The organism is Planotetraspora kaengkrachanensis (assembly GCF_016862895.1).
GTDB lineage: Bacteria > Actinomycetota > Actinomycetes > Streptosporangiales > Streptosporangiaceae > Planotetraspora > Planotetraspora kaengkrachanensis.
This window is the reverse complement of the sequence record NZ_BONV01000031.1, coordinates 74,170-91,770: the sequence shown is the minus strand read 5'-3', so window position 1 is coordinate 91,770 and position 17,601 is coordinate 74,170. Positions and strand designations below refer to the sequence as shown.

Below are 17,601 nucleotides of genomic sequence, written 5' to 3'. Positions count from 1 at the left end.
GCGGTGGAAGGGCGATGACGGTGGCCCGGGTGATCAACGCGTGGCGGCGAGCCGGCGCCGGTACTTCACGCCCGGACGCCCTCCGACGCTGATGTCCTCGACCAGGGTGAACCCGTTGCGTTCGAGCACGGCCTGGGACGCGTGGTTGTCGAGGGTGGTGACCGCGACGAGTGAGGCGAGGCCGTAGGGCGCGGCGGCCAGGCGGCACACCTCCTCGACCGCGGCGGTGGCCACGCCCCGGCCGGCGGCGCGCTCGCCGATCCGGTAGCCGAGTTCGGCGGCGCCGTCCTTGACGTCGACGAGATTGACGCGGCCGAGGAGGGCTCCCTCGACGTCCACGATGACGTGGAAGTGACACAGTCCGATCGCCTGCTCGGCGAGCAGAGCGCGGTGCCGGGCGGTGAACTCCACGAAGTACGCGTCCCCACGATCCGGGATCGACTGTGCGAAGTACTCCCTGTTCTCCTTCTCGAAGACCAGCAGGGCGGGCGCGTGGTCGGCGCGGAGCCGCTCCAGCCTCATCATGCTCGACAGCCTATTCACTGATCGCGCCGCCGATTCAGGCCCATATACCGACGAACAAAAGACGATCGTCCCTGACGGCGGATGACGGCCGGATCGGGTGCCTCGACGCAGGCCGGGCAGGTAGCGAGATCGAGTCGCGCCGTGATGATCCCGCGCGGGGCCGCAGGAGACGCCCCGATAGACTGACCACGAGCGGTCCCCCCTCCGGAGGCCGCGCGGCGGTGGGGCCCGCCGTACCCGAACCGCGGCGAATCGTGCCGTCAACGGTCCCTACCTGGTGATGGACGCGTCTGCGTGCGCGCACGGGTAGGAGGTAGGCGAGTGGAAGTGCCCCGGTCTGAGCCGATCGATTCCGATGTCGACTTCAGGGTTCCCTTGTGGCGCCGAGACCTGTGGCAGGGGCAGGGCCCGGTGGTCGCGGTCGTCGCGGTGGGCGGCGCCATCGGAGCGTGTGCCCGCTATGGGGCGTCGCTGTTGTGGCCCGCGCTCCCCGGCGCGTTTCCCTGGGCCACGTTGCTGGTCAACCTCAGCGGCTGCGTGATCATCGGCGTCTTCATGGTGGTGATCACGGAGTTGTGGACGGCGCACCGGCTGGTACGCCCGTTCGTCGGCACCGGAATCCTGGGCGGATACACCACCTTCTCGACGTACGCGGTCGACATCCAGCGGCTGGTGGAGTCCGGGCACGCGGCCATGGGGCTCGCCTATCTGATGTCGACGCTGGTCACCGCCTTGGCCGGAGTCTGGGCGGCCGCCAAGCTGACCCGCCTGCTGATCGGATGGAGGGCACGATGACCGGTTTGACCGGGACGGCGCTGCGGCTGACCGTCTTCATCGGCGAGAGCGACCGATGGCATCACAAACCGCTGTCGAGCGAGATCGTGCACCGCGCCCACAAGGCGGGTCTCGCCGGGGCGAGCGTGTTCCGCGGGGTGGAGGGATACGGGGCCTCCTCCCGGATCCATACCGCCCGGTTGTTGTCGCTGAGCGAGGATCTTCCGCTGTGCATCGTCATGGTGGACACCGCCGAGCGGATTCGCGCGTTCCTGCCCCAGCTCGACGAACTGGTCGGTGAGGGACTGGCGATCCTGGACGAGGTCGAGGTCGTCCGTCATGCGGTCAGGCAGGCCGCTCGGTGAACTGGCTGCTGGTCATCGCCGGCGCTGTGGTTGGCGCACCCTTGCGCTATCTCACGGACAGGGCGATTCAGGTCAGGCACGACACCGTGTTCCCGTGGGGGACCTTCACCGTCAACGTCGCCGGCTGCCTGATCCTCGGCGTGCTGACGGGCGCGGTGGCGGCGGGCGCCGCCCCGTCCTGTCTGCAACTGCTGCTGGGCACCGGGCTGTGCGGAGCGTTGACCACCTATTCGACGTTCTCCTACGAGACGCTGCGACTGGTCGAGACCGGCGCACGGTTCTTCGCCGTCGCCAACGTCGTCGCCAGCGTGGTCGCCGGTCTCGGGGCGGCGTTCGTCGGAGCCGCGCTGGCGCAGGCCGTCTGGCGATAGCGACCTGGCCGGTCGCCGGGGGCTCCTGTCGCGGGTCGTCAGGCCGGCGGCCAGTTCCTGAGGAGGCTGTCGAGGGCGTCCAGTGTCCTGGACCACGAGGCGTCGACCTCGCGGGGGGTGTGGCGGAACCCGCCCGCCTTCTCGAGGGTGACGTACCCGTGGAACAGGCCGCCCAGCATCCGCACCGCGTCTGTTTGGTCGGGCTCCTGCAGTTCGTATCCGCGCAGCAGGGCCCGGGTCAGCTCCGCGTTCCGTCTCGCCGCGTCGGCGGCCGCCGTCTCCGGGTCGAGTTCCATCTGCGTCGCGGCATACCTGCCTGGGTGCTCCTTCGCGTAGTCCCGGTAGACGTTCGCGAAGGCCACCAGTGCGTCCTTGCCCGCGCGACCGGCCAGGGCGGCGGCGGCTCTGTCGGCGAGCTCCGTGAGGGCCAGCGACGCCACCCTGACCTTCACGTCCTGGGCGTCCTTGACGTGTGAGTACAGGGCCGCGGGCTTGACGCCGAATCCGCGCGCGAGCGCCGAGACGGTCATGTGCTGGAAGCCGATCTCGTCGGCCAGGTCCGCGGCCGCCTGGGTCACACGTTCCGCGGTCAGTCCCGCCCGTGCCATGTGCCGCCCTTCTCCGCTTGCTTACGCAGCTTAACTATTTGCTTACAGGTTTTAAGTTTACTAGCCTCCCTGCTCATGAGACCAGTCACAGAGCAGGACATCCGCACATCATTCGTCAACTGTTCCAAGGGAGAGGCCAAGCGTCTCGATCTTCCGCATGATCTCGTGGACCTTCCCTGGGAAGACCTCGACTTCCTCGGATGGCGAGATCCGGGTGCACCCGGGCGCGCCTATCTGATCGCCGAACGCGACGGACCCCTCGTGGGAATCGCGCTCCGGGTGACGTCCGGCGCGACACGGCGCTTCACCTCACGCAGCATGTGCTCACTGTGCCTGACCACGCACACCGGCGGCGGGGTGGCGCTGATGACCGCGCGCCGAACCGGGGAGGCAGGTCGCCAGGGCGACTCGGTCGGGCGATACCTGTGCGTCGACCTCGCCTGCTCCCTCTACACGCGGGGGAAGAGGGAGGCCGCGGGGTCCGGGGTCGTCGACGAGTCCCTCACCGTGGCGGAGAAGGTCGCCCGGACCCGGGCCAATCTGCACTCCTTCGTGGACAAGGTGCTCGAGTGACCGGTCCGCGGTCACCCGTTCGCGGGTTTCCTGGCCGCGAACCGCTCGATGACGCCGAGCTTGAAGCGCCCGTGCTGCTCGACGGTGAATCCCATCGCGGACACCCGGCGGATCGGCCGCCGGCGGTAGTGCTCCCCGGACATCGGCACGGTGAACGCGTCCACCAGGGCCTGCAGCCCGCGAAGCGGCCAGGCGGACGATTCCACGTGATCGGCCAGGAGCAGTAACCCGCCGGGCCGCAGGACTCGTGCCATCTCGGCGAGGGCCACGTGTTCGTCGGGGATCCCGCACAGCGCGAACGTGCACACGACCGTGTCGAAGCGCTCGTCGGTGAAGGGCAGATCCCGGGCGTCGCCCTGGTGCAGATCGACCGTACGGCCGAGCTCGCGGGCTCGGCGCCGGGCGACGGCGAGCATCTGGGCACTCCACTCCACGCCGGTGAGCCGTACGTCGTCGGGGTAGTGGGCGAGGTTCAGGCCGCTGCCGACGGCCACCTCCAGCGTGTCGCCGACCGCCTGCCCGCACAGCCAGGGGCGGGTGTCGGCGAACAGGCGGCGCTCGGCGAACGCCATCTGCCGATCGTAGGAGTCGGCCTGCCGGTCCCAGTACCGGCGTAACCGTTGGTCCCGTGGGGAAATGTCCGACACCGGTTCACGGTAGCTCGCCTAGGGGAACTCGGACAGCGCCTGCGGCGACGTTCAGCCGGACAGGGTGGGCCCGGCGTCCGCCCGGCCTGCTCCGCCGGCCTGCCGGAAAACGAGGACCGGGGTGGAAACGCCGGGTGGGCGACCGCCCGCACGACCACATGGTCCTGCGAACGGCCGCCCGTGCCTGGCGTGGGCGCCAGGCGTCACTGCCTCCTAGTCCTCGTCCATGAACCCGAACCGGTCGCGAGAGAACCGCTCTTCCGCGAACCGGTCGCCGGGTGCCGGGCCTCCGCGCATCCGCTCACGGAAGGGACGCTCCATGAACCGGTCGCGCTGCCTGAAGGGGCGGTCTTCGCTGAACCCGAACCGCTCGCGGACGCGGTGCTCCCTGAACCGTTCGCGCTCGCGGAAGGGGCGGTCCTCTCTGAACCGGTCGCGCATGCGCCGGTCCTCGCGGAACCGCTCGTGGACGCGGTGCTCTCTGAACCGCTCGCGGTAGTGCCGGCCCTCACGGCCACGGTCGGGGCGGGGCGGCTGCACCTGAGATGCCGCAGCCGTCTTTGCGTGGTTCGACATGCTGAGCGTTGTCGTGTTCATCGAGTTCGGGCCGGCGGAGCCGTTCGGCGCTTGAGCGAGCCCGAACACCAGAGCCCCGAGCACTGTGGCGCCTAACGACGCCGACAGCAGGTTTTTGGGCATGATGCCTCCTCTCCGAATCGCCTGAACCGCGGCGATTGCGGATCTACAACCATCGTGGGCATCGAGTTCCGGGCCCGTCTAGAGAAGTTGGCGGGTATTGAGACGACAGCACGGTTATTCAGTAGAGGGGCATGACTTTGTGTTTTCCGTGGGCCGGGCCCAATTGCGGGCGGTTGTGATCCACCAGTGGGGGAGATTGCACTCAGATCAGCGAACCGGGTGCCCGCCGCGCCGTTCCGTGTCGAGAAGGGGTGGATGGGCGCCTTGCCGGAGAGGGGGGACATCGCGGCGCGGGCCTGCGTATTCGTCGGTGAGACAGGCGCATCCGCCGAACCGGGACGCGGAACCGACGGCGGGACCATGAGCATCCGGGCGGGCCGTTCCCGGCGTCCGCCGATTTCCTTGCCGGTCATTTTCTCTGCCGGTGGCGCCGGATTTACGACTCCGGGGAAACGCCTCCCGGATTCAGTCGGCGGGATGAATCCGCGACTCGAATGGTCGTGGCGGCAGGCCGGGATGCGATGCCGCTTTTCCGGTTAATGCGGATAATAAACTTCATGGAGTGATCGGCTGGAAACCATGTTTTGCCTCAGGCGGGGAGATCTCATCTGATGTCGTGATTAGTGTGAATAGTGTTCAGCGCCGCATCGGCGTATCCCGAGTCGGAACCGACGCTCGTCATCCCCCTCGATCCGGGGGTTCGGTCCTCACCTCAGGGAGTGATCTCTGATGCTCAAGCGTTTACTCCTCGCCGTCGCGATGGCGGCGTCCACGCTCATCGTCACCGGAACCGCCACCGCCCAGGCCTCCGAGCCGAGCGTCTGCGCGGCCGCTCAGCGCAGCGCCCCCGCCATCGACACGGCCCGCCCGGCGCCGTCGTGCATGTGGAGGGGTGACTGCTACATGTGCTACAGCTACCGCGGCGCACGCTGGGAGACCCAGTACTGCGAGTAGCGCCCACGGACGACGGCAGCCCCGCGAAGCCACCGCCTCGCGGGGCTGCTCCGCGCCGGGGCCAGGTCCTGTCTGGGCGCCGCCAGGGCGATCAAACAAGCGGGTAACTTCTGGCGGGTGCGCACCCGGACCGCCCTGGAGGCCCTCACTCTGCGTCCGCTGCCGTTCCTGCGGTCCCGGTGGCCGTGGCGGTCACTGGCGTACCTGCTGTCGAGCGCCGTGCTGGGCGTCACCGTCGCCGTCACCGCGGTGTCGATCTCTCTCCTGGGATTCGTCCCGCTCATGGCCGTCGTCGGGATCGCCGCCGCGGGGCTGGTCGTGCCGCTGGTGGCGGGGTTCGAGCGGTGGCGGATGCGCCTGGTCGACTCCGTCCCCGTCACCCGGGTGACCGCCGGGCGGTGGCGGGAGATCAGCCTGACGCTGGTCTCAGTCCTCGCGCTCTGGTGGATCGACCTGGTGGTGGTCGGCTTCAGCGTCGGCGGCCCCGTCGTGCTGATCCTTTCACCGGCCCTCCAGCCCGTGGAGGCGGGATGGCCGCTCGCCGCCGCGCTGACGGCCTCGGCCGCGGGACTCGTTCTGCTCCCGGTGGCCGCCTACATCGTCACCGCCTGGGCGGGAGCCCGCCAAGCCATGGTCAGGGCGCTGCTCGCTCCGCGTGAGGGGGAACTGGCCGACGTGCTTCGTTCACGGGCACGCCTGGTGGACGCGTTCGAGCTGGAACGCCGCAGGATCGAGCGCGACCTGCACGACGGCGCCCAGCAACGGCTCGTCGCACTGACCGTGAAGCTGGGTCTGGCACGGCTCGACCTGCCGCCCGACGGGCCGGCCGCGGAGCAGGTCGCGCAGGCCCATGAGGAGGCCAAGCGAGCTCTGGCCGAGCTGCGGGAACTGATCCGCGGTGTGCACCCGCAGATACTCACCGACCGCGGCCTCGCCGCCGCCGCCCGGGACACGGCCGGGCGCTCCCCGGTTCCTGTGGACGTCGACCTCGCGCTGCCGCGGCGGTTGCCCGAGGCCGTCGAGGTCGCCGCCTATTACATCGTGTCGGAGGCCCTGTCGAACATCGCCAAGCACAGCCAGGCCGGCCGTGCTCAGGTGTACGGCCGTCTGGTCGACGACATGCTGGTCATGGAGATCCGCGACGACGGGGTCGGCGGCGCGGATCCTGCGGGCGGCACCGGCCTGACGGGGCTGGCCGACAGGGTCTCCGTGGTCGACGGGAGGATGGCCCTGTCCAGTCCGGCAGGCGGGCCGACGACGATGCGAGTGGAGATCCCGTGCGCGTAGCGATCGCCGAAGACTCCGTCCTCCTGCGCGAAGGCCTCGCCGGACTGCTGGAGCGCTTCGGGCACCCGGTCGTCGCCTCGGTCGGTGACGCCGGCTCCCTGGTCGCCGCGGTGGCGGAGCACAGGCCTGACATCGTCGTGGTCGATGTGCGGATGCCACCCGGCTTCACCGACGAGGGGCTGCGGGCCGCGCTCGAGCTGCGCGCGGAGCATCCGGATCTGGCCGTGCTGGTGCTCAGCCAGTACGTCGAGCAGACCTACGCCGCCGAGTTGCTCGGCTCCGGCCGTGGCGCCGGCATCGGCTATCTGCTGAAGGAGCGGATCGGCGACGTCGGCGAGTTCGTCGACGCACTCGTCCGGGTCGCGGAGGGCGGCACGGTCGTGGACCCCGAGGTGGTGCGGCAGCTGCTCAGCGGGCGGCGCGACCCCCTGCGGCGGCTCACCCCGAGGGAGCTGGAGGTGCTCGCCCTGATCGCCGAGGGACGGTCGAACGCCTCGATAGCTCGGGCGCTCTTCGTCACCGATGCGGCGGTCGCCAAGCACATCGCGAGCATCTTCGCCAAGCTCGACCTCCCGCCTGCCGCCGACGGCCATCGCCGCGTCCTCGCCGTCCTCGCCTTCCTGCAGGCCGAGCCGAGGTAGTGCCAGGTCTACCCCGAGACCGGGTCCCTGGGCCAATGTGCGGCGGAGGCCGCGTCGGTTGGATCGACGGCATGACCACGACCTCTTTCGAGTTCCCCGGCCGCTGGGTCGAGGGCGCCGGGCTTGTCCTCGGGCCGATCCTGATGCTCGGCGGCGTGCTGCTCCGGGTGGATTTCGATGGCTTCTTCCCCGAGCAACTCGCCGCGTTCGCCGCGAGCCCCGGACGGATGACCGCCTCCTACAGCGCCTTCGTCGCGGGCGACGTCCTGCTGTGGCCCGCCGTCATGGGGGTGGTACGGCGCGTGTGGCCGACCCAGATGAGATGGGCGCTCTGGGGTGGCGTGCTGGTTCTGTCCGGGTTGTTCGCCCGCGTCTTCCACGCCGGGATCAACCATCTGGCCTTCCAGGTCGTCGACGTCCAGGGGGTCGAGGCGGCGCAGAAGGTGATCGCCGGCTCCTACGGGGCGTTCCACGTGTTCCACTCACTGTCAGGCGCGATCTTCTTCGGCTGGATCGTGCTCGCCGTCGGGGCGTGGCGGGCAGGCGTGCTGGGAGTCGCCCGAGCCGTCGCCCTGGCGTCGATGAGCGCGCTGCCGATCGGCGTGCTCAAGGGCACCGGCCCGATGTCGATCGTCGCCACCCTCGGTCTGTGCTCGGCGCTCGTGCCGCTGGGGGTGCGCATTCTGAGGGACGGCCCTCCGCCCAGATGGTGGGCTTACCCGCTCACGCTAGGCGTGGGCGCCGTTGCCGTGTTCCTCGGCATGGCCGGTTAGAAGCGGGCTGAGGCAGGAGCAGCGCCTGGGGGGTCATTTCGTACCGGATTGAGGCCTTTTAAATGGCGGATGTTTTGTGGGTGTTCGTCGATAAGATCCGCAAATGCTTCGCCTCTCCCGGCGCTTGACCGTCTGCGTTCTCCTCCTGGCCGCGTGTGCACCGGCCGCCCCCGCGGCGCCCTCGTCGATTCCCCTCGCGGCTCCGCGGACGTCCATGACTCCTCCCGCTGTCACGCCGTCCCCTTCGGCTTCCCCCTCCGCCTCGGCACCGGTGATCCCGGATTGGCGCAGCGTGCCCTGGGGCCGCGCCGCCGTGGTCGACAGTCCGCTCTATGCCGCACCCCGGCTGAAGGGGAGTTGCAAGATCCCCGCGCCCAGGTCAGGCAGTTGGCGGTCCATGAAGAAGTACATGGGGTCTGTTTCGAACTGCCTGGATCGGATCTGGGCCGGCTCGTTCAAGGCGGAGAACATGTTCTTCACCAAGCCCGAACGGAAGTTCGTCCAGCGCCGTGTGCGCGATCCGATCTGCGGGCTGATGCCCAAGAAGAACGACACCGGGGCCTACTGCGGCGGGACCACCACCTACTACATGCTGGTCCCCAACGACCTGCTGCGGAACCCCCTGGCAGCCGCCTTCGTGTCCAAGACGATCAGTCACGAGTACGGTCACCACGTTCAGTATTTGACGCACATCCTGAGTTACGAGGCCCTGGAGGGCAGGGGCGCCAAGCGAGCGACGGTGGACCTGTTGACGAGGCGTACCGAATTGCAGGCCGAATGCTTCGCCGGAGCGGCACTGAAGGCGATGCGCCGTGAGATGCCCCCGTGGCAGCAGTACCGCTACCTGTTCATGGGCATCGTCAACGATCCGTTCGCGCACGATCACGGTCGTCAGCCCACGCGACTGAAGTGGACGGAAAAGGGATTCAACTCGGGCAGGCCGGGGGCGTGCGACACATGGACGAGCCCGAAGAGCAAGGTCACCTGACAGTCATCTCGGTGTCCGCGGGACGAGCAGTCCGCGGTTGAACGCCTCGCTGACGGCGGCGGCGCGGTCGCTCACGCCGAGTTTGGCGTAGATGTTCAGCAGGTGGGTCTTGATGGTGGCCTCGGTGATGAACAGTTTGGCCGCCGCCTCCCGGTTGGTGGACCCGGCAGCCACCAACTGGAGGACTTCGAGTTCTCGCTGGCTCAGGGGCCCGGGGGTGGCGGTGGCCGGTCCCGGGGCGGAGGAGCGCAACCGGCTCATCAGAAGGGCCGCGGCCGAGGGGGCGAGCACCGCCTCGCCTCGAGCCGTGGCCTGGACCGCGCGGAGGAGTTCGTCGCGGGGGGCGTCTTTGAGCAGGTAGCCGGTGGCGCCCGCTTCGATCGCGGGGAGCACGTGGCTGTCGGTGTCGTAGGTGGTCAGCACCAGCACGCGTGCGCTGCTGCCACGTTCCGCGAGTTCTCTGATCGCGGTCACTCCGTCCATGCCGGGCATGCGCAGATCCATGAGGATGACGTCTGGACGGAGGGTCTCGGCGAGGCGGACCGCTTCGCCTCCGTCAGAGGCCTGGCCGATCACCTCGAATCCCGGTTCGCGGGCGAACATGCTGCTCAGGCCGTCTCTGACGACGGGATGGTCGTCGGCGATCAGCAGTTTGATCGCGGTGCCCGGGCGGCTCATGCGGGGATCCGCACAGGTTCGGCGGGGACGCAGGCGGAGATTCCGGTGCCGGTGCCCGGCTCGGATTCGATCTGCAGGGTTCCCGACAGGCCTTCGATTCGCTGGCGCATCGCGATAAGCCCGAACCCGCCGCGGTCTTCGCGGGGATCGTCGGTGGTGTCCTCGTGGATCCGCGCCGGGTCGAAGCCGGCGCCGTCGTCGCGTACGTCGAGGGCGACCTGGTGCTCCATGTAGGAGAGTGTCACGCCGACTCTGGTCGCGCGTGCGTGTTTGGCCACGTTGGTCAAGGCCTCCTGTGCTGTTCTGAGGAGTGCGACTTCCGCTTCCGGGCGCAGTGGTCGTGCCGTACCGGTCGTGGTGACCTGGACGGGTACGTCGTGGAGCGACGACCAGCGTTCGGCCACGTTCGCCAGTGCCTCGCTGAGCCGTGCCGTCCGCAGAGGTTCTGGACGCAGCTCGTGGACCGATCGCCGCGCTTCGGACAGGCTCTCCTTGGCGAGTGCCGTCGCGGCCTCGATGTGCCTGCGCCATGCCGCGGGGTCGTCGGCGGCGTGTTCGGCCGCGTGGAGTTGGGTGATGATGCCGGTGAGCCCTTGGGCCAGGGTGTCGTGGATCTCCCGTGCCATTCGCTGCCGCTCGTCGTTCACGCCGGCCTCTCTTGCCTGTGCCAGTAGTCGCTCGTGCAGGGCCGCGTTCTCCGCCAGGGTCGCTTCCAGCCTGCGGTTCGCGTGGCGTGTCTCTTCGAGTGCGCGATCGCGTTCGTCGCTCTGCCGGGCGCTGCGCCGTACGAACCAGGCGAAGGCGACCATGGGGATCACGTTCGCGGCCATGACGGCGACATACGTGATCAGGCCGAGGGGGGTCGTCCTGTCGACGCCGTACGACTGCGCCGTGCCCGACACCATCGCCACCGCGGCGACGCCGACGGGCAGCCAAGGCCAGCTCAGAATCCTGAACGCGTAGATGTATCCGGCTGCCGTGAAGAATCCGAACCACGGGTCCCTGATCACCAGGATCGTCATGATCGCGGTCAGCCCGACGAAGAACACCGCCATGACCGGCAGGCGCTGCCGCCAGGCGGGATGCAGCGTGAAGATCCATAGCATCCACGCCGCGGCCAGCGCGCACAGAGCCAGATCGATGAACAGGGATGGGCCCGCCGAGTGCTTGCCGGCGACGGTGACGACGACCAGGATCGCCAGCAGCACGTACGGCAGGGTGGTCACCACCACGGACCGAGGCGGTACCGGACGACTCATGCGGGCCTCCACCGTAGGTCTTTCTAATCGGACAATCTAGCCGCATCGTCGTGTTCTACTCGGTGGCGAACATCGTGCGCAGGTGCCTGCCGTTGGCGATCGCGACGACGCCCGCGAGGAGCAGTCCGCAGACGCCTTGCTCGATCCTCATCCACGCCGGCAGGAGCCCGGGGAGCGCGACGAGGGCCGCGATGGACACCAGCATGAGGGCTGACGCGATTCGCAACCGCAGGTATGCGCGGCGGCGGCCACGGGCGGTGCCGGTCGCGAAGGAGAGCATCAGCAGGGAGGTGAGGGCGACGATCCCGCCGCGTATCCATGCCGTGTCGTTCACCAGTGCGGAGTTGTGGCGCAGCAGGTAGACGGCCACGAGGGTGAGCAGGCTGAAGCCGGTGTAGCCGCCAACGGCGAGCTTCAACGTGCGGAACGCCGCGAGGCTGCGCGGGTGGTTCAGGGCTTCGCCGGGGATCGTGGCGGGGGGTGCGATTCTGGCGTTCATCGGTGAGCTCTTCCTGTCGGGGGTTACGGGCTTCAGCCTCGCAATCGCCCGGCAGGTCGCACATCGCCCGATCTCCCGAGGCAGCGGCTGAACCGGTCGCCCCACCGGACGGTTGAGCCGATCCACCGATCGGTTGATCCGCGCTCGGCGAGCGTCGTCGTCCGGGGTTGCGCCGCGGCGCCGGCCTGGGCGTTCAACCCGGCGGCAGCGCCCGCATCAAAGGGAACAGAGGCCGGCTGTGTCGAGATCGACAGGCTACGGCCGTGCCGGCTCCCGGTCCGCGTTCACAACCGGCAGACGGAACACGAACCGTGCCCCCCTCGGTGAGTCCTCGATCGTCAGGGACCCCCCGTGAGCGTTGACCGTCTCGAGGGAAAGGGCCAGGCCGAGCCCACCGCCCCCGGGATCCAGGCGCCGCCCCTCCTCCAGACGGACGAAGGGCTCGAAGACCCGTTCGCGGTCCTCCGGCGCGATGCCCGCGCCGTCGTCCTGCACCGTCACGACGGCCTGCTCTCCGGTGCACTCCGCTGTGACGTCGACGCGAGAGGCGGCGTGGCGCTGCGCGTTCGTCAGAAGGTTGCGCAGGACGCCGGCCAGTTGCACCCGGCTGCCGAGGACGGTGGGGTGGCACGTCGCATCGAGCCGTACCGGCGTGCCGGAGGGAAGGGCGGCCGTCTCCTCCTGAAGAAGGACCGAGAGGTCGAGCGGCTCGGCGGCGGAGGTGCGGGTCTCCTTGACCCGGGTGTAGGCCAGCAGGTCGTCGATGATCGCCTGGAAGCGTTCCGTGGTGCGCAGGGCCGTCTGCATGGTCTCGTGCGGATCCACTTCCTGGGGGTAGGTCAGCGCCTCGTCCAGTTGGGCGTGCAGAGCGGCGACCGGAGACCTGAGCTCGTGAGAGGCCACGGAGGCGAAGCGCCGCTGAGCGGTCACCGCCTCCTCCAGCCGTTCGAGGTACTGGTTCGAGTTGCGCGCGAGTTGCGCGATCTCGTCATCGCCGGGCGGCGTCGGGACCCGTAGGCTCAGGTCGCTCGCCGTGGCCACGCGCATCCGCTCGCTGATCGCCTTCACCGGGCGCAGGGTCCGGCCCACCACCACCCAGGTGGCCCAGGTCGCGATGGCGGAGGCGAAGAGAACCGCGACCCCGATGCCGATCTCCAGATAGTGCTTGGCCAGGCCGGGGGGTTCCTCGACGCCGACGTAGACGTAGTGGGGCCGACCGTTCCATACCAGGTAGGAGGCCTGCGGGCTGAGCCGCATGGCCGTGACCAGGAGGCTCCTGTCGTCCCACGAGGGGTATTCGATGAGGTTCAGGATCCGGTCGTCAGGGGGAGGGCGGACCGTGGTCAGCGGAGGCTTGCCCGCCGCCGCGGCGTTGGAGGCCACCACGCGTCCCTGGTCGTCGATGAGCTGGACATAGTCGACGTGACCTATCGACTCGGTCGGCGGCACGTAGCCGGGCCGCATCGCATCGGCCCAGGCGAAGGTGGCGTGACGCGTGTCGCGGAAGACGTCCCCATCGATCTTGCTCCGGATCCAGCCGTCGACGAAGGCACCCACCAGGGTGAGAACGATCAGGAACAGTGAACCCACGATGAGGGCGTAACGAGCGCGGATGGAACGCCATAACGGCCGGCGCCGACGCGTGACCGGCCCCTGCCGTCGGCCAGTCATGATCCCCCTTGGCGTTGATCTCCACGATGGAGAGTCGCCATAGAGTCGGACAGGAATCCTTACACCCACTTGACGGCGCAGGTCAGGATCCATACGGGTATTTGTCGGCTGATGACACCCCTTTGCGCTACGTGCCCGCTTCACGGTTCGCCGGGGGATTGTCAAGAGCGCGGTGAAGTGAGCGCGACCTTCGACGGCCGGCCCTCCGATGTCGCGGCGGTCGGCGGACGCGCTGTGTCGGCGGACGGTGCGATGTCGGTCCCGCCCGCCGTGACCCGGCGGCGTTCGAAGCGGAGCAGGATGGCGGCGCCGGTCAGCGCCGAGCCGATCAGGAACAGCCAGGGCAGCGATCCGTCGACGGCCAGCAGGCCGGTGAAGATCGAGGGGGCGAGTGCGGCGGACAGCGACCAGGACAACTGGTACGACGCCAGGTACCGGCCGCGCAGCTCGGCCGGTGCGGCCTCGATCGCCAGCGTGCTCGCGGCCGGACTGTGGATCAGTTCGCCGGCGGTGTACAGGATCATCATCCCCACCAGCACGACGACCAGTACGGCGACGCTGCCGGGGCGGACCATCCCGATGAGTGCGAACCCGAGGAACGACAGGGCGAAGACGGCGGCGCCGGTGGCCGCGATCCGAGAACGCCGGCCGATCCGCCGGGCCCATCGGGACACCGGCACCCCGCCGAGCGCGCAGAGCGCGGTGTTGACGGCGAACAGTCCGCCGGTCGTCGCGGCCGGGGCGTGCAGCACGGTGACGGCGTACGCGGGCAGCAGCAGGGACAGGGCCGAGTAGCCGAGCGCGATCAGGAAGTTCGCTCCGGTGAGGCTCAGGAACGGCAGGTCGGCGAGGACGGCACGGTAGCCGGCGGCGGTCTTCGGGCCGGCACTGGGAGCGGCGTTCACGGCGGCGGCCGGGGCCCGGCGCGGCAGTCGCCGTGCGATCAGTGCCGCGACGAGGAAGCTCGTGGCGTTGAGCCAGGCGGTGATGACGAACCCGGTGTCGCCGGCCAGCCCGACGATGAGTGCCGCGAGCAGGCCACCGGCGCCGAGGCCGGCGTTGCGCAGGCTGCGGCCCAGCGCGTTGAGCCGGTCGCGGTCGGCGCCGGTGGCGATCTCGCCCACCAGTGACTGCTGGATGGCGGGGAACGCGCGGTCGCCGGCGGCGGTGAACAGCGCGACGGCCGCGAAAGCCGGCAGCGACGTCGCGAAGGGGTACGCCACGAAGCCCAGGCCGCGGACCGCGTACCCGATCAGCTGCATCCGGCGGGCGCCGAAGCAGTCGACGGCGGCGCCGGCGAGCGGGAGGAGCGCCATGCCGGCGAGGCCGGCGACGGTCAGGACGACTCCGATCACCGTGAGCGGGAGGCCGGTGACCCGCTGGAAGAAGATCAGCGAGAAGGGCACGTACATCCCCGAGCCGAGCGCGTCGATCGTCATGCCCGTCACCAAGGCGAGCTCACCAGGGTTCCGCCTGACCATGCTGGTTCCTCCCGAAATCATTAGCCGCTAACTAACTTACTACTAAGATACTTAGTGCTAAGTAATTGAGCGACTGTGGGACATGGCACACTGAGCGCATGGCGCAGGAGCGCGGTTCAGACCCGATCGACGCCGACGAGGTGGACGCGATCGTCCAGCAGTGGGCCGTCGAGCGCCCCGAGCTGGACACGCTCCCGATGGAGGTGTTCGGCCGGATCTACCGGATCGCCCGTCAGATGGGGGACCGGGTAGAGGAGTCGTATGCCCGTTTCGGCATCGGCCGGGGGGAGTTCGACGTGCTCGCGGCGCTGCGTCGTGCCGGCGAGCCGTACACGTTGTCGCCCAGTCGGCTGTCGGCGACGCTGATGCTCACCAGCGGCGGCATGACGGGCCGGCTCGACAAGCTGGAGCGTGCGGGCCTGGTCCAGCGGGTGCCCGACCCTGGCGACCGCCGGGCGCTTCGGGCGCGGCTGACCGCGAAAGGCAGGGAAGTGGTCGACGGGGCGGTCGGCGCGGGCCTGGCGGAGCAGGCGGCGGTGCTGAGCCGGCTGCCGGAGCGGCAGCGCACCGAACTGGCCGCGTTGCTGCGCACGTTGCTGGCGGCCTTCGCCGACCTCTGAGGCAGGCCCCCGGCTAGGACTCGTCCGCCACGATGCGTTCCAGGGTGCGCCGGCCCATCCGGCTCATCGCCGGGTTGGTTTCGAGGTAGTACCAGACGAGCCCCATCGCCTGCGCGAAGGCCCACGCCTTGCCCCGCTCCCATTCGAGGTCGCCGCAATCGAGGTCCCGACGGAGGACCTGCCGCGGCCCGGTCTCGAGCAGGTGCCAGGCACCCACGAGATCGAGAGCGGGGTCGGCCGCTCCGAAGCCGCCGACGTCGAGGATCCCGGCCAGCCGACCGGCGGACACGAGCACGTTGCCCGGGATGAGATCACCATGGGTCATCACGTCGGCCGCCTCGCGCGGCAGACTCCGAAGGTCCTGCCACATCCGGCGAAGCCGGCGAACGTCCAGCAGCTCCTCGCTGCGCGTGAAACAGGTCTCCATCCACGCGTCGTGAGAACGAAGGTCGCCTCCCCGTCCTCTGCCGGCGAACACGCGGCCACGCGTGTCGATCGCACGCAACTCCGTGATGAGATCGGCGAGGTCGTGCGCGAACGCGATGGATCCGCCTGGGTCCTCGTCGGTGGCCACGGCGCCGGGCAGCCACGTCTGCACCGACCACGGCAGTGGGTATCCCGCGCCGGGTTCGCCGAGCGTGACCGGCTCCGGTGTGGGAAACCGCGTGTGACCACTCAGCTCGCGAGCGGCTTCCGCCTCGGACTCGAGCCATCGTCGCGTCACGTCGACCTGCCCGGGTTGCAGCGGGAACCGAGCCGTGAACCTCTCGCCGATGCGAAAGATGGCATTGACCGTCCCATGGGCGGCGAGGCCCGTGACGGGCAGGCCCCGCCACTCGGGGAACTGCTCGTCCACCAATGCGCGGACCGTCTCCGGTGACACCGTCAGTTGGTCGTCGTGCATCTTCACGCCGGGAGCGTTCCGCATCCCGGTCTCGTCCCGCAACACGATTTCGCCCGGACCCGGCCTTCGGACGCGGGCGCGCGGGGTCGCCGCCGGGGAATGTCACACCGCAACCGGTGGGTACGCTGACCGCCATGGAGATCGTCGCGGGTGCGGGGGAGTGGCCGCAGGCAGCGAGTGAGCGGAATTCCGGCGCATGAGAGACAGGCCGGCGGGGTTGACCGAGGCGGAACTGACGGCGGCGCTGACGGAGGGCTGGGGAATCGAGTCCCGCTCGGTTGAGTATCTCCCGGTGGGCGCGGGCAGTTTCCACTGGTCCGTGCTGGATCATCGTGGCACGGCCTGGTTCGTCAAGGTCGACGATCTCGGCGCCGACGAGGCCGGCCGTGATGATGCGTTCGACCGACTCGGCCGATCGTTCTCGACCGCCCTGGCCCTGCGCCGGGAGGCGAGGCTCGACTTCGTCCTCGCGCCCGTCGTGACCTCGACCGACGCCGCGGTCCGGCGGCTGACCTCGCGGTACGCCCTCTCGGTGTTTCCGATGGTGGGGGGTGAGACCGGGGACTTCGGCCCGCATCGCCCCGAGGACCGTGCCCAGGTCGTCGACCTGCTGGCCCGGTTGCACGATGCGACCACGATCGCGGCGGCCACCGCACCACGGGCCGACCTGGTGCTGCCCGGCCGGGACGGGCTGGAGGAGGCGCTGCGGGATCTCGATCGGGAATGGGCCGGCGGGCCGTACGCCGGGCCCGCCCACAAGTTGTTGTCGATTCACAGCGGTCAGGTCCGGCGATGGCTCGCCGACTTCGACCACCGGGTCGACCAGGTACGGAACACTTCGGCGGCCTGGGTGGTCACCCACGGCGAACCGCACCCCGGCAACGTCATGCGCACTCCAGCCGGACTCCGGCTCATCGACTGGGGAACCGTGCAGATCGCTCCGCCGGAGCGGGACCTGTGGATGCTGACCCCCGCGCTCGCCCGCATGCTCGGAGACGCCCCGGCTGATGATGTGGACGACGTACTGGTCCGATACACCCGGGCCACCGGCCGGGCCCTCACGCCGGCCGGCCTTGCCCTCTATCCCCTGTGGTGGCTGCTCGCCGACATCGCCATCTTCGTCGACGAGTTGCGCCGGCCGCATGGCGCGGGTGCGGACGTCGCCGCGTCGTTGACGTATCTGACCGGCTATCTCGAGTCCAGCCGGGACTGATCCCCGGGTCCGCGGCCTTGCGCGGAGGGATGCCCGGCATCCCGCACACCCTTTCGCGATCACCCCTGGGC

General features: G+C 69.5%; 21 protein-coding genes. 11 read left to right on the top strand and 10 right to left on the bottom strand.

The window, feature by feature from the left end:
• Positions 1-33: 33 nt before the first annotated feature.
• Complete coding sequence (locus Pka01_RS28045; RefSeq protein WP_203885894.1) at positions 34-525, bottom strand: GNAT family N-acetyltransferase; 492 nt, start codon at positions 523-525, stop codon at positions 34-36.
• A gap of 321 nt (positions 526-846) precedes the next feature.
• On the opposite strand from Pka01_RS28045, the gene crcB (Pka01_RS28040) reads away from it, so the two are divergent.
• The 3 genes from crcB (Pka01_RS28040) to crcB (Pka01_RS28030) are packed head-to-tail and all read left to right on the top strand — an operon-like array spanning position 847 to position 2,035.
• Positions 847-1,320 carry a fluoride efflux transporter CrcB gene (gene crcB, locus Pka01_RS28040; protein ID WP_239115418.1) on the top strand — a complete coding sequence of 158 codons (474 nt, stop codon included), beginning with the start codon at positions 847-849 and terminating at the stop codon, positions 1,318-1,320.
• On the top strand, positions 1,317-1,664 hold the full coding sequence (locus Pka01_RS28035) for a DUF190 domain-containing protein (RefSeq protein ID WP_203885893.1): 348 nt from the start codon (positions 1,317-1,319) through the stop codon (positions 1,662-1,664). The genes crcB (Pka01_RS28040) and Pka01_RS28035 overlap by 4 nt, the downstream gene beginning before the upstream one ends.
• On the top strand, positions 1,661-2,035 hold the full coding sequence (gene crcB / locus Pka01_RS28030; protein ID WP_203885892.1) for a fluoride efflux transporter CrcB: 375 nt from the start codon (positions 1,661-1,663) through the stop codon (positions 2,033-2,035). Before Pka01_RS28035 ends, crcB (Pka01_RS28030) begins: the two co-directional genes overlap by 4 nt.
• A gap of 38 nt (positions 2,036-2,073) precedes the next feature.
• Here the strand turns inward: crcB (Pka01_RS28030) and Pka01_RS28025 are convergent, their stop codons facing one another.
• Positions 2,074-2,643 (bottom strand): TetR/AcrR family transcriptional regulator, encoded by a 570-nt coding sequence (locus Pka01_RS28025; RefSeq protein WP_203885891.1) that lies wholly within the window; start codon positions 2,641-2,643, stop codon positions 2,074-2,076.
• A 75-nt stretch (positions 2,644-2,718) separates the two neighbouring features.
• Here Pka01_RS28025 and Pka01_RS28020 point away from each other — a divergent pair, with 75 nt between their 5' ends.
• The gene (locus tag Pka01_RS28020) at positions 2,719-3,216 is read left to right on the top strand and encodes an FBP domain-containing protein (RefSeq protein WP_203885890.1); all 498 of its coding nucleotides are present in this window, start codon (positions 2,719-2,721) and stop codon (positions 3,214-3,216) included.
• Positions 3,217-3,227: 11 nt separating this feature from the next.
• Here the strand turns inward: Pka01_RS28020 and Pka01_RS28015 are convergent, their stop codons facing one another.
• On the bottom strand, positions 3,228-3,863 hold the full coding sequence (locus Pka01_RS28015; protein WP_308442288.1) for a class I SAM-dependent methyltransferase: 636 nt from the start codon (positions 3,861-3,863) through the stop codon (positions 3,228-3,230).
• A gap of 213 nt (positions 3,864-4,076) precedes the next feature.
• Positions 4,077-4,562: a hypothetical protein gene (locus tag Pka01_RS28010; protein WP_203885889.1), complete on the bottom strand. Its 486-nt coding sequence runs from the start codon at positions 4,560-4,562 to the stop codon at positions 4,077-4,079.
• 729 nt (positions 4,563-5,291) lie between these two features.
• On the opposite strand from Pka01_RS28010, the gene Pka01_RS28005 reads away from it, so the two are divergent.
• From Pka01_RS28005 to Pka01_RS27985, 5 genes are all read left to right on the top strand, one after another.
• Complete coding sequence (locus tag Pka01_RS28005; protein WP_203885888.1) at positions 5,292-5,516, top strand: hypothetical protein; 225 nt, start codon at positions 5,292-5,294, stop codon at positions 5,514-5,516.
• 117 nt (positions 5,517-5,633) lie between these two features.
• Entirely contained in the window at positions 5,634-6,803 is a 1,170-nt protein-coding gene (locus Pka01_RS28000) for a sensor histidine kinase (RefSeq protein ID WP_203885887.1), read from the top strand.
• Positions 6,794-7,444: a response regulator gene (locus Pka01_RS27995; protein ID WP_203885886.1), complete on the top strand. Its 651-nt coding sequence runs from the start codon at positions 6,794-6,796 to the stop codon at positions 7,442-7,444. Before Pka01_RS28000 ends, Pka01_RS27995 begins: the two co-directional genes overlap by 10 nt.
• A gap of 71 nt (positions 7,445-7,515) precedes the next feature.
• A complete protein-coding gene (locus tag Pka01_RS27990; RefSeq protein ID WP_239115416.1) occupies positions 7,516-8,217 on the top strand; it encodes a hypothetical protein in 702 nt (233 codons plus the stop codon).
• 103 nt (positions 8,218-8,320) lie between these two features.
• Positions 8,321-9,205 carry a neutral zinc metallopeptidase gene (locus tag Pka01_RS27985; protein WP_308442287.1) on the top strand — a complete coding sequence of 295 codons (885 nt, stop codon included), beginning with the start codon at positions 8,321-8,323 and terminating at the stop codon, positions 9,203-9,205.
• A 3-nt stretch (positions 9,206-9,208) separates the two neighbouring features.
• On the opposite strand, the gene Pka01_RS27980 is transcribed toward Pka01_RS27985, so the two are convergent.
• From Pka01_RS27980 to Pka01_RS27960, 5 genes are all read right to left on the bottom strand, one after another.
• Entirely contained in the window at positions 9,209-9,883 is a 675-nt protein-coding gene (locus tag Pka01_RS27980; RefSeq protein WP_203885883.1) for a response regulator, read from the bottom strand.
• Positions 9,880-11,142, bottom strand: a complete 1,263-nt coding sequence (locus Pka01_RS27975) for a sensor histidine kinase (protein ID WP_203885882.1) — start codon at positions 11,140-11,142, stop codon at positions 9,880-9,882. Before Pka01_RS27975 ends, Pka01_RS27980 begins: the two co-directional genes overlap by 4 nt.
• Positions 11,143-11,197: 55 nt before the next feature.
• On the bottom strand, positions 11,198-11,641 hold the full coding sequence (locus Pka01_RS27970) for a hypothetical protein (protein WP_203885881.1): 444 nt from the start codon (positions 11,639-11,641) through the stop codon (positions 11,198-11,200).
• Between the two features lie 255 nt (positions 11,642-11,896).
• A complete protein-coding gene (locus Pka01_RS27965) occupies positions 11,897-13,231 on the bottom strand; it encodes a sensor histidine kinase (RefSeq protein ID WP_203885880.1) in 1,335 nt (444 codons plus the stop codon).
• A 242-nt stretch (positions 13,232-13,473) separates the two neighbouring features.
• A complete protein-coding gene (locus Pka01_RS27960) occupies positions 13,474-14,793 on the bottom strand; it encodes an MFS transporter (RefSeq protein ID WP_203885879.1) in 1,320 nt (439 codons plus the stop codon).
• Between the two features lie 98 nt (positions 14,794-14,891).
• On the opposite strand from Pka01_RS27960, the gene Pka01_RS27955 reads away from it, so the two are divergent.
• Complete coding sequence (locus Pka01_RS27955) at positions 14,892-15,413, top strand: MarR family winged helix-turn-helix transcriptional regulator (protein WP_239115414.1); 522 nt, start codon at positions 14,892-14,894, stop codon at positions 15,411-15,413.
• Between the two features lie 13 nt (positions 15,414-15,426).
• On the opposite strand, the gene Pka01_RS27950 is transcribed toward Pka01_RS27955, so the two are convergent.
• Positions 15,427-16,341: an aminoglycoside phosphotransferase family protein gene (locus Pka01_RS27950; protein ID WP_203885878.1), complete on the bottom strand. Its 915-nt coding sequence runs from the start codon at positions 16,339-16,341 to the stop codon at positions 15,427-15,429.
• Positions 16,342-16,513: 172 nt separating this feature from the next.
• On the opposite strand from Pka01_RS27950, the gene Pka01_RS27945 reads away from it, so the two are divergent.
• Positions 16,514-17,530 (top strand): phosphotransferase, encoded by a 1,017-nt coding sequence (locus Pka01_RS27945; RefSeq protein ID WP_203885877.1) that lies wholly within the window; start codon positions 16,514-16,516, stop codon positions 17,528-17,530.
• Positions 17,531-17,601: the final 71 nt, after the last annotated feature.

Coding starts and splice junctions, on each gene's coding strand:
- Pka01_RS28045 (WP_203885894.1), bottom strand. CDS start 525: ATGATGAGGCTGGAGCGGCTCCGCGCCGACCACGCGCCCGCCCTGCTG.
- Pka01_RS28035 (WP_203885893.1), top strand. CDS start 1,317: ATGACCGGTTTGACCGGGACGGCGCTGCGGCTGACCGTCTTCATCGGC.
- Pka01_RS28025 (WP_203885891.1), bottom strand. CDS start 2,643: ATGGCACGGGCGGGACTGACCGCGGAACGTGTGACCCAGGCGGCCGCG.
- Pka01_RS28020 (WP_203885890.1), top strand. CDS start 2,719: ATGAGACCAGTCACAGAGCAGGACATCCGCACATCATTCGTCAACTGT.
- Pka01_RS28010 (WP_203885889.1), bottom strand. CDS start 4,562: ATGCCCAAAAACCTGCTGTCGGCGTCGTTAGGCGCCACAGTGCTCGGG.
- Pka01_RS28005 (WP_203885888.1), top strand. CDS start 5,292: ATGCTCAAGCGTTTACTCCTCGCCGTCGCGATGGCGGCGTCCACGCTC.
- Pka01_RS27990 (WP_239115416.1), top strand. CDS start 7,516: ATGACCACGACCTCTTTCGAGTTCCCCGGCCGCTGGGTCGAGGGCGCC.
- Pka01_RS27985 (WP_308442287.1), top strand. CDS start 8,321: ATGCTTCGCCTCTCCCGGCGCTTGACCGTCTGCGTTCTCCTCCTGGCC.
- Pka01_RS27980 (WP_203885883.1), bottom strand. CDS start 9,883: ATGAGCCGCCCGGGCACCGCGATCAAACTGCTGATCGCCGACGACCAT.
- Pka01_RS27975 (WP_203885882.1), bottom strand. CDS start 11,142: ATGAGTCGTCCGGTACCGCCTCGGTCCGTGGTGGTGACCACCCTGCCG.
- Pka01_RS27970 (WP_203885881.1), bottom strand. CDS start 11,641: ATGAACGCCAGAATCGCACCCCCCGCCACGATCCCCGGCGAAGCCCTG.
- Pka01_RS27960 (WP_203885879.1), bottom strand. CDS start 14,793: ATGGTCAGGCGGAACCCTGGTGAGCTCGCCTTGGTGACGGGCATGACG.
- Pka01_RS27955 (WP_239115414.1), top strand. CDS start 14,892: ATGGCGCAGGAGCGCGGTTCAGACCCGATCGACGCCGACGAGGTGGAC.
- Pka01_RS27950 (WP_203885878.1), bottom strand. CDS start 16,341: ATGCGGAACGCTCCCGGCGTGAAGATGCACGACGACCAACTGACGGTG.
- Pka01_RS27945 (WP_203885877.1), top strand. CDS start 16,514: ATGAGAGACAGGCCGGCGGGGTTGACCGAGGCGGAACTGACGGCGGCG.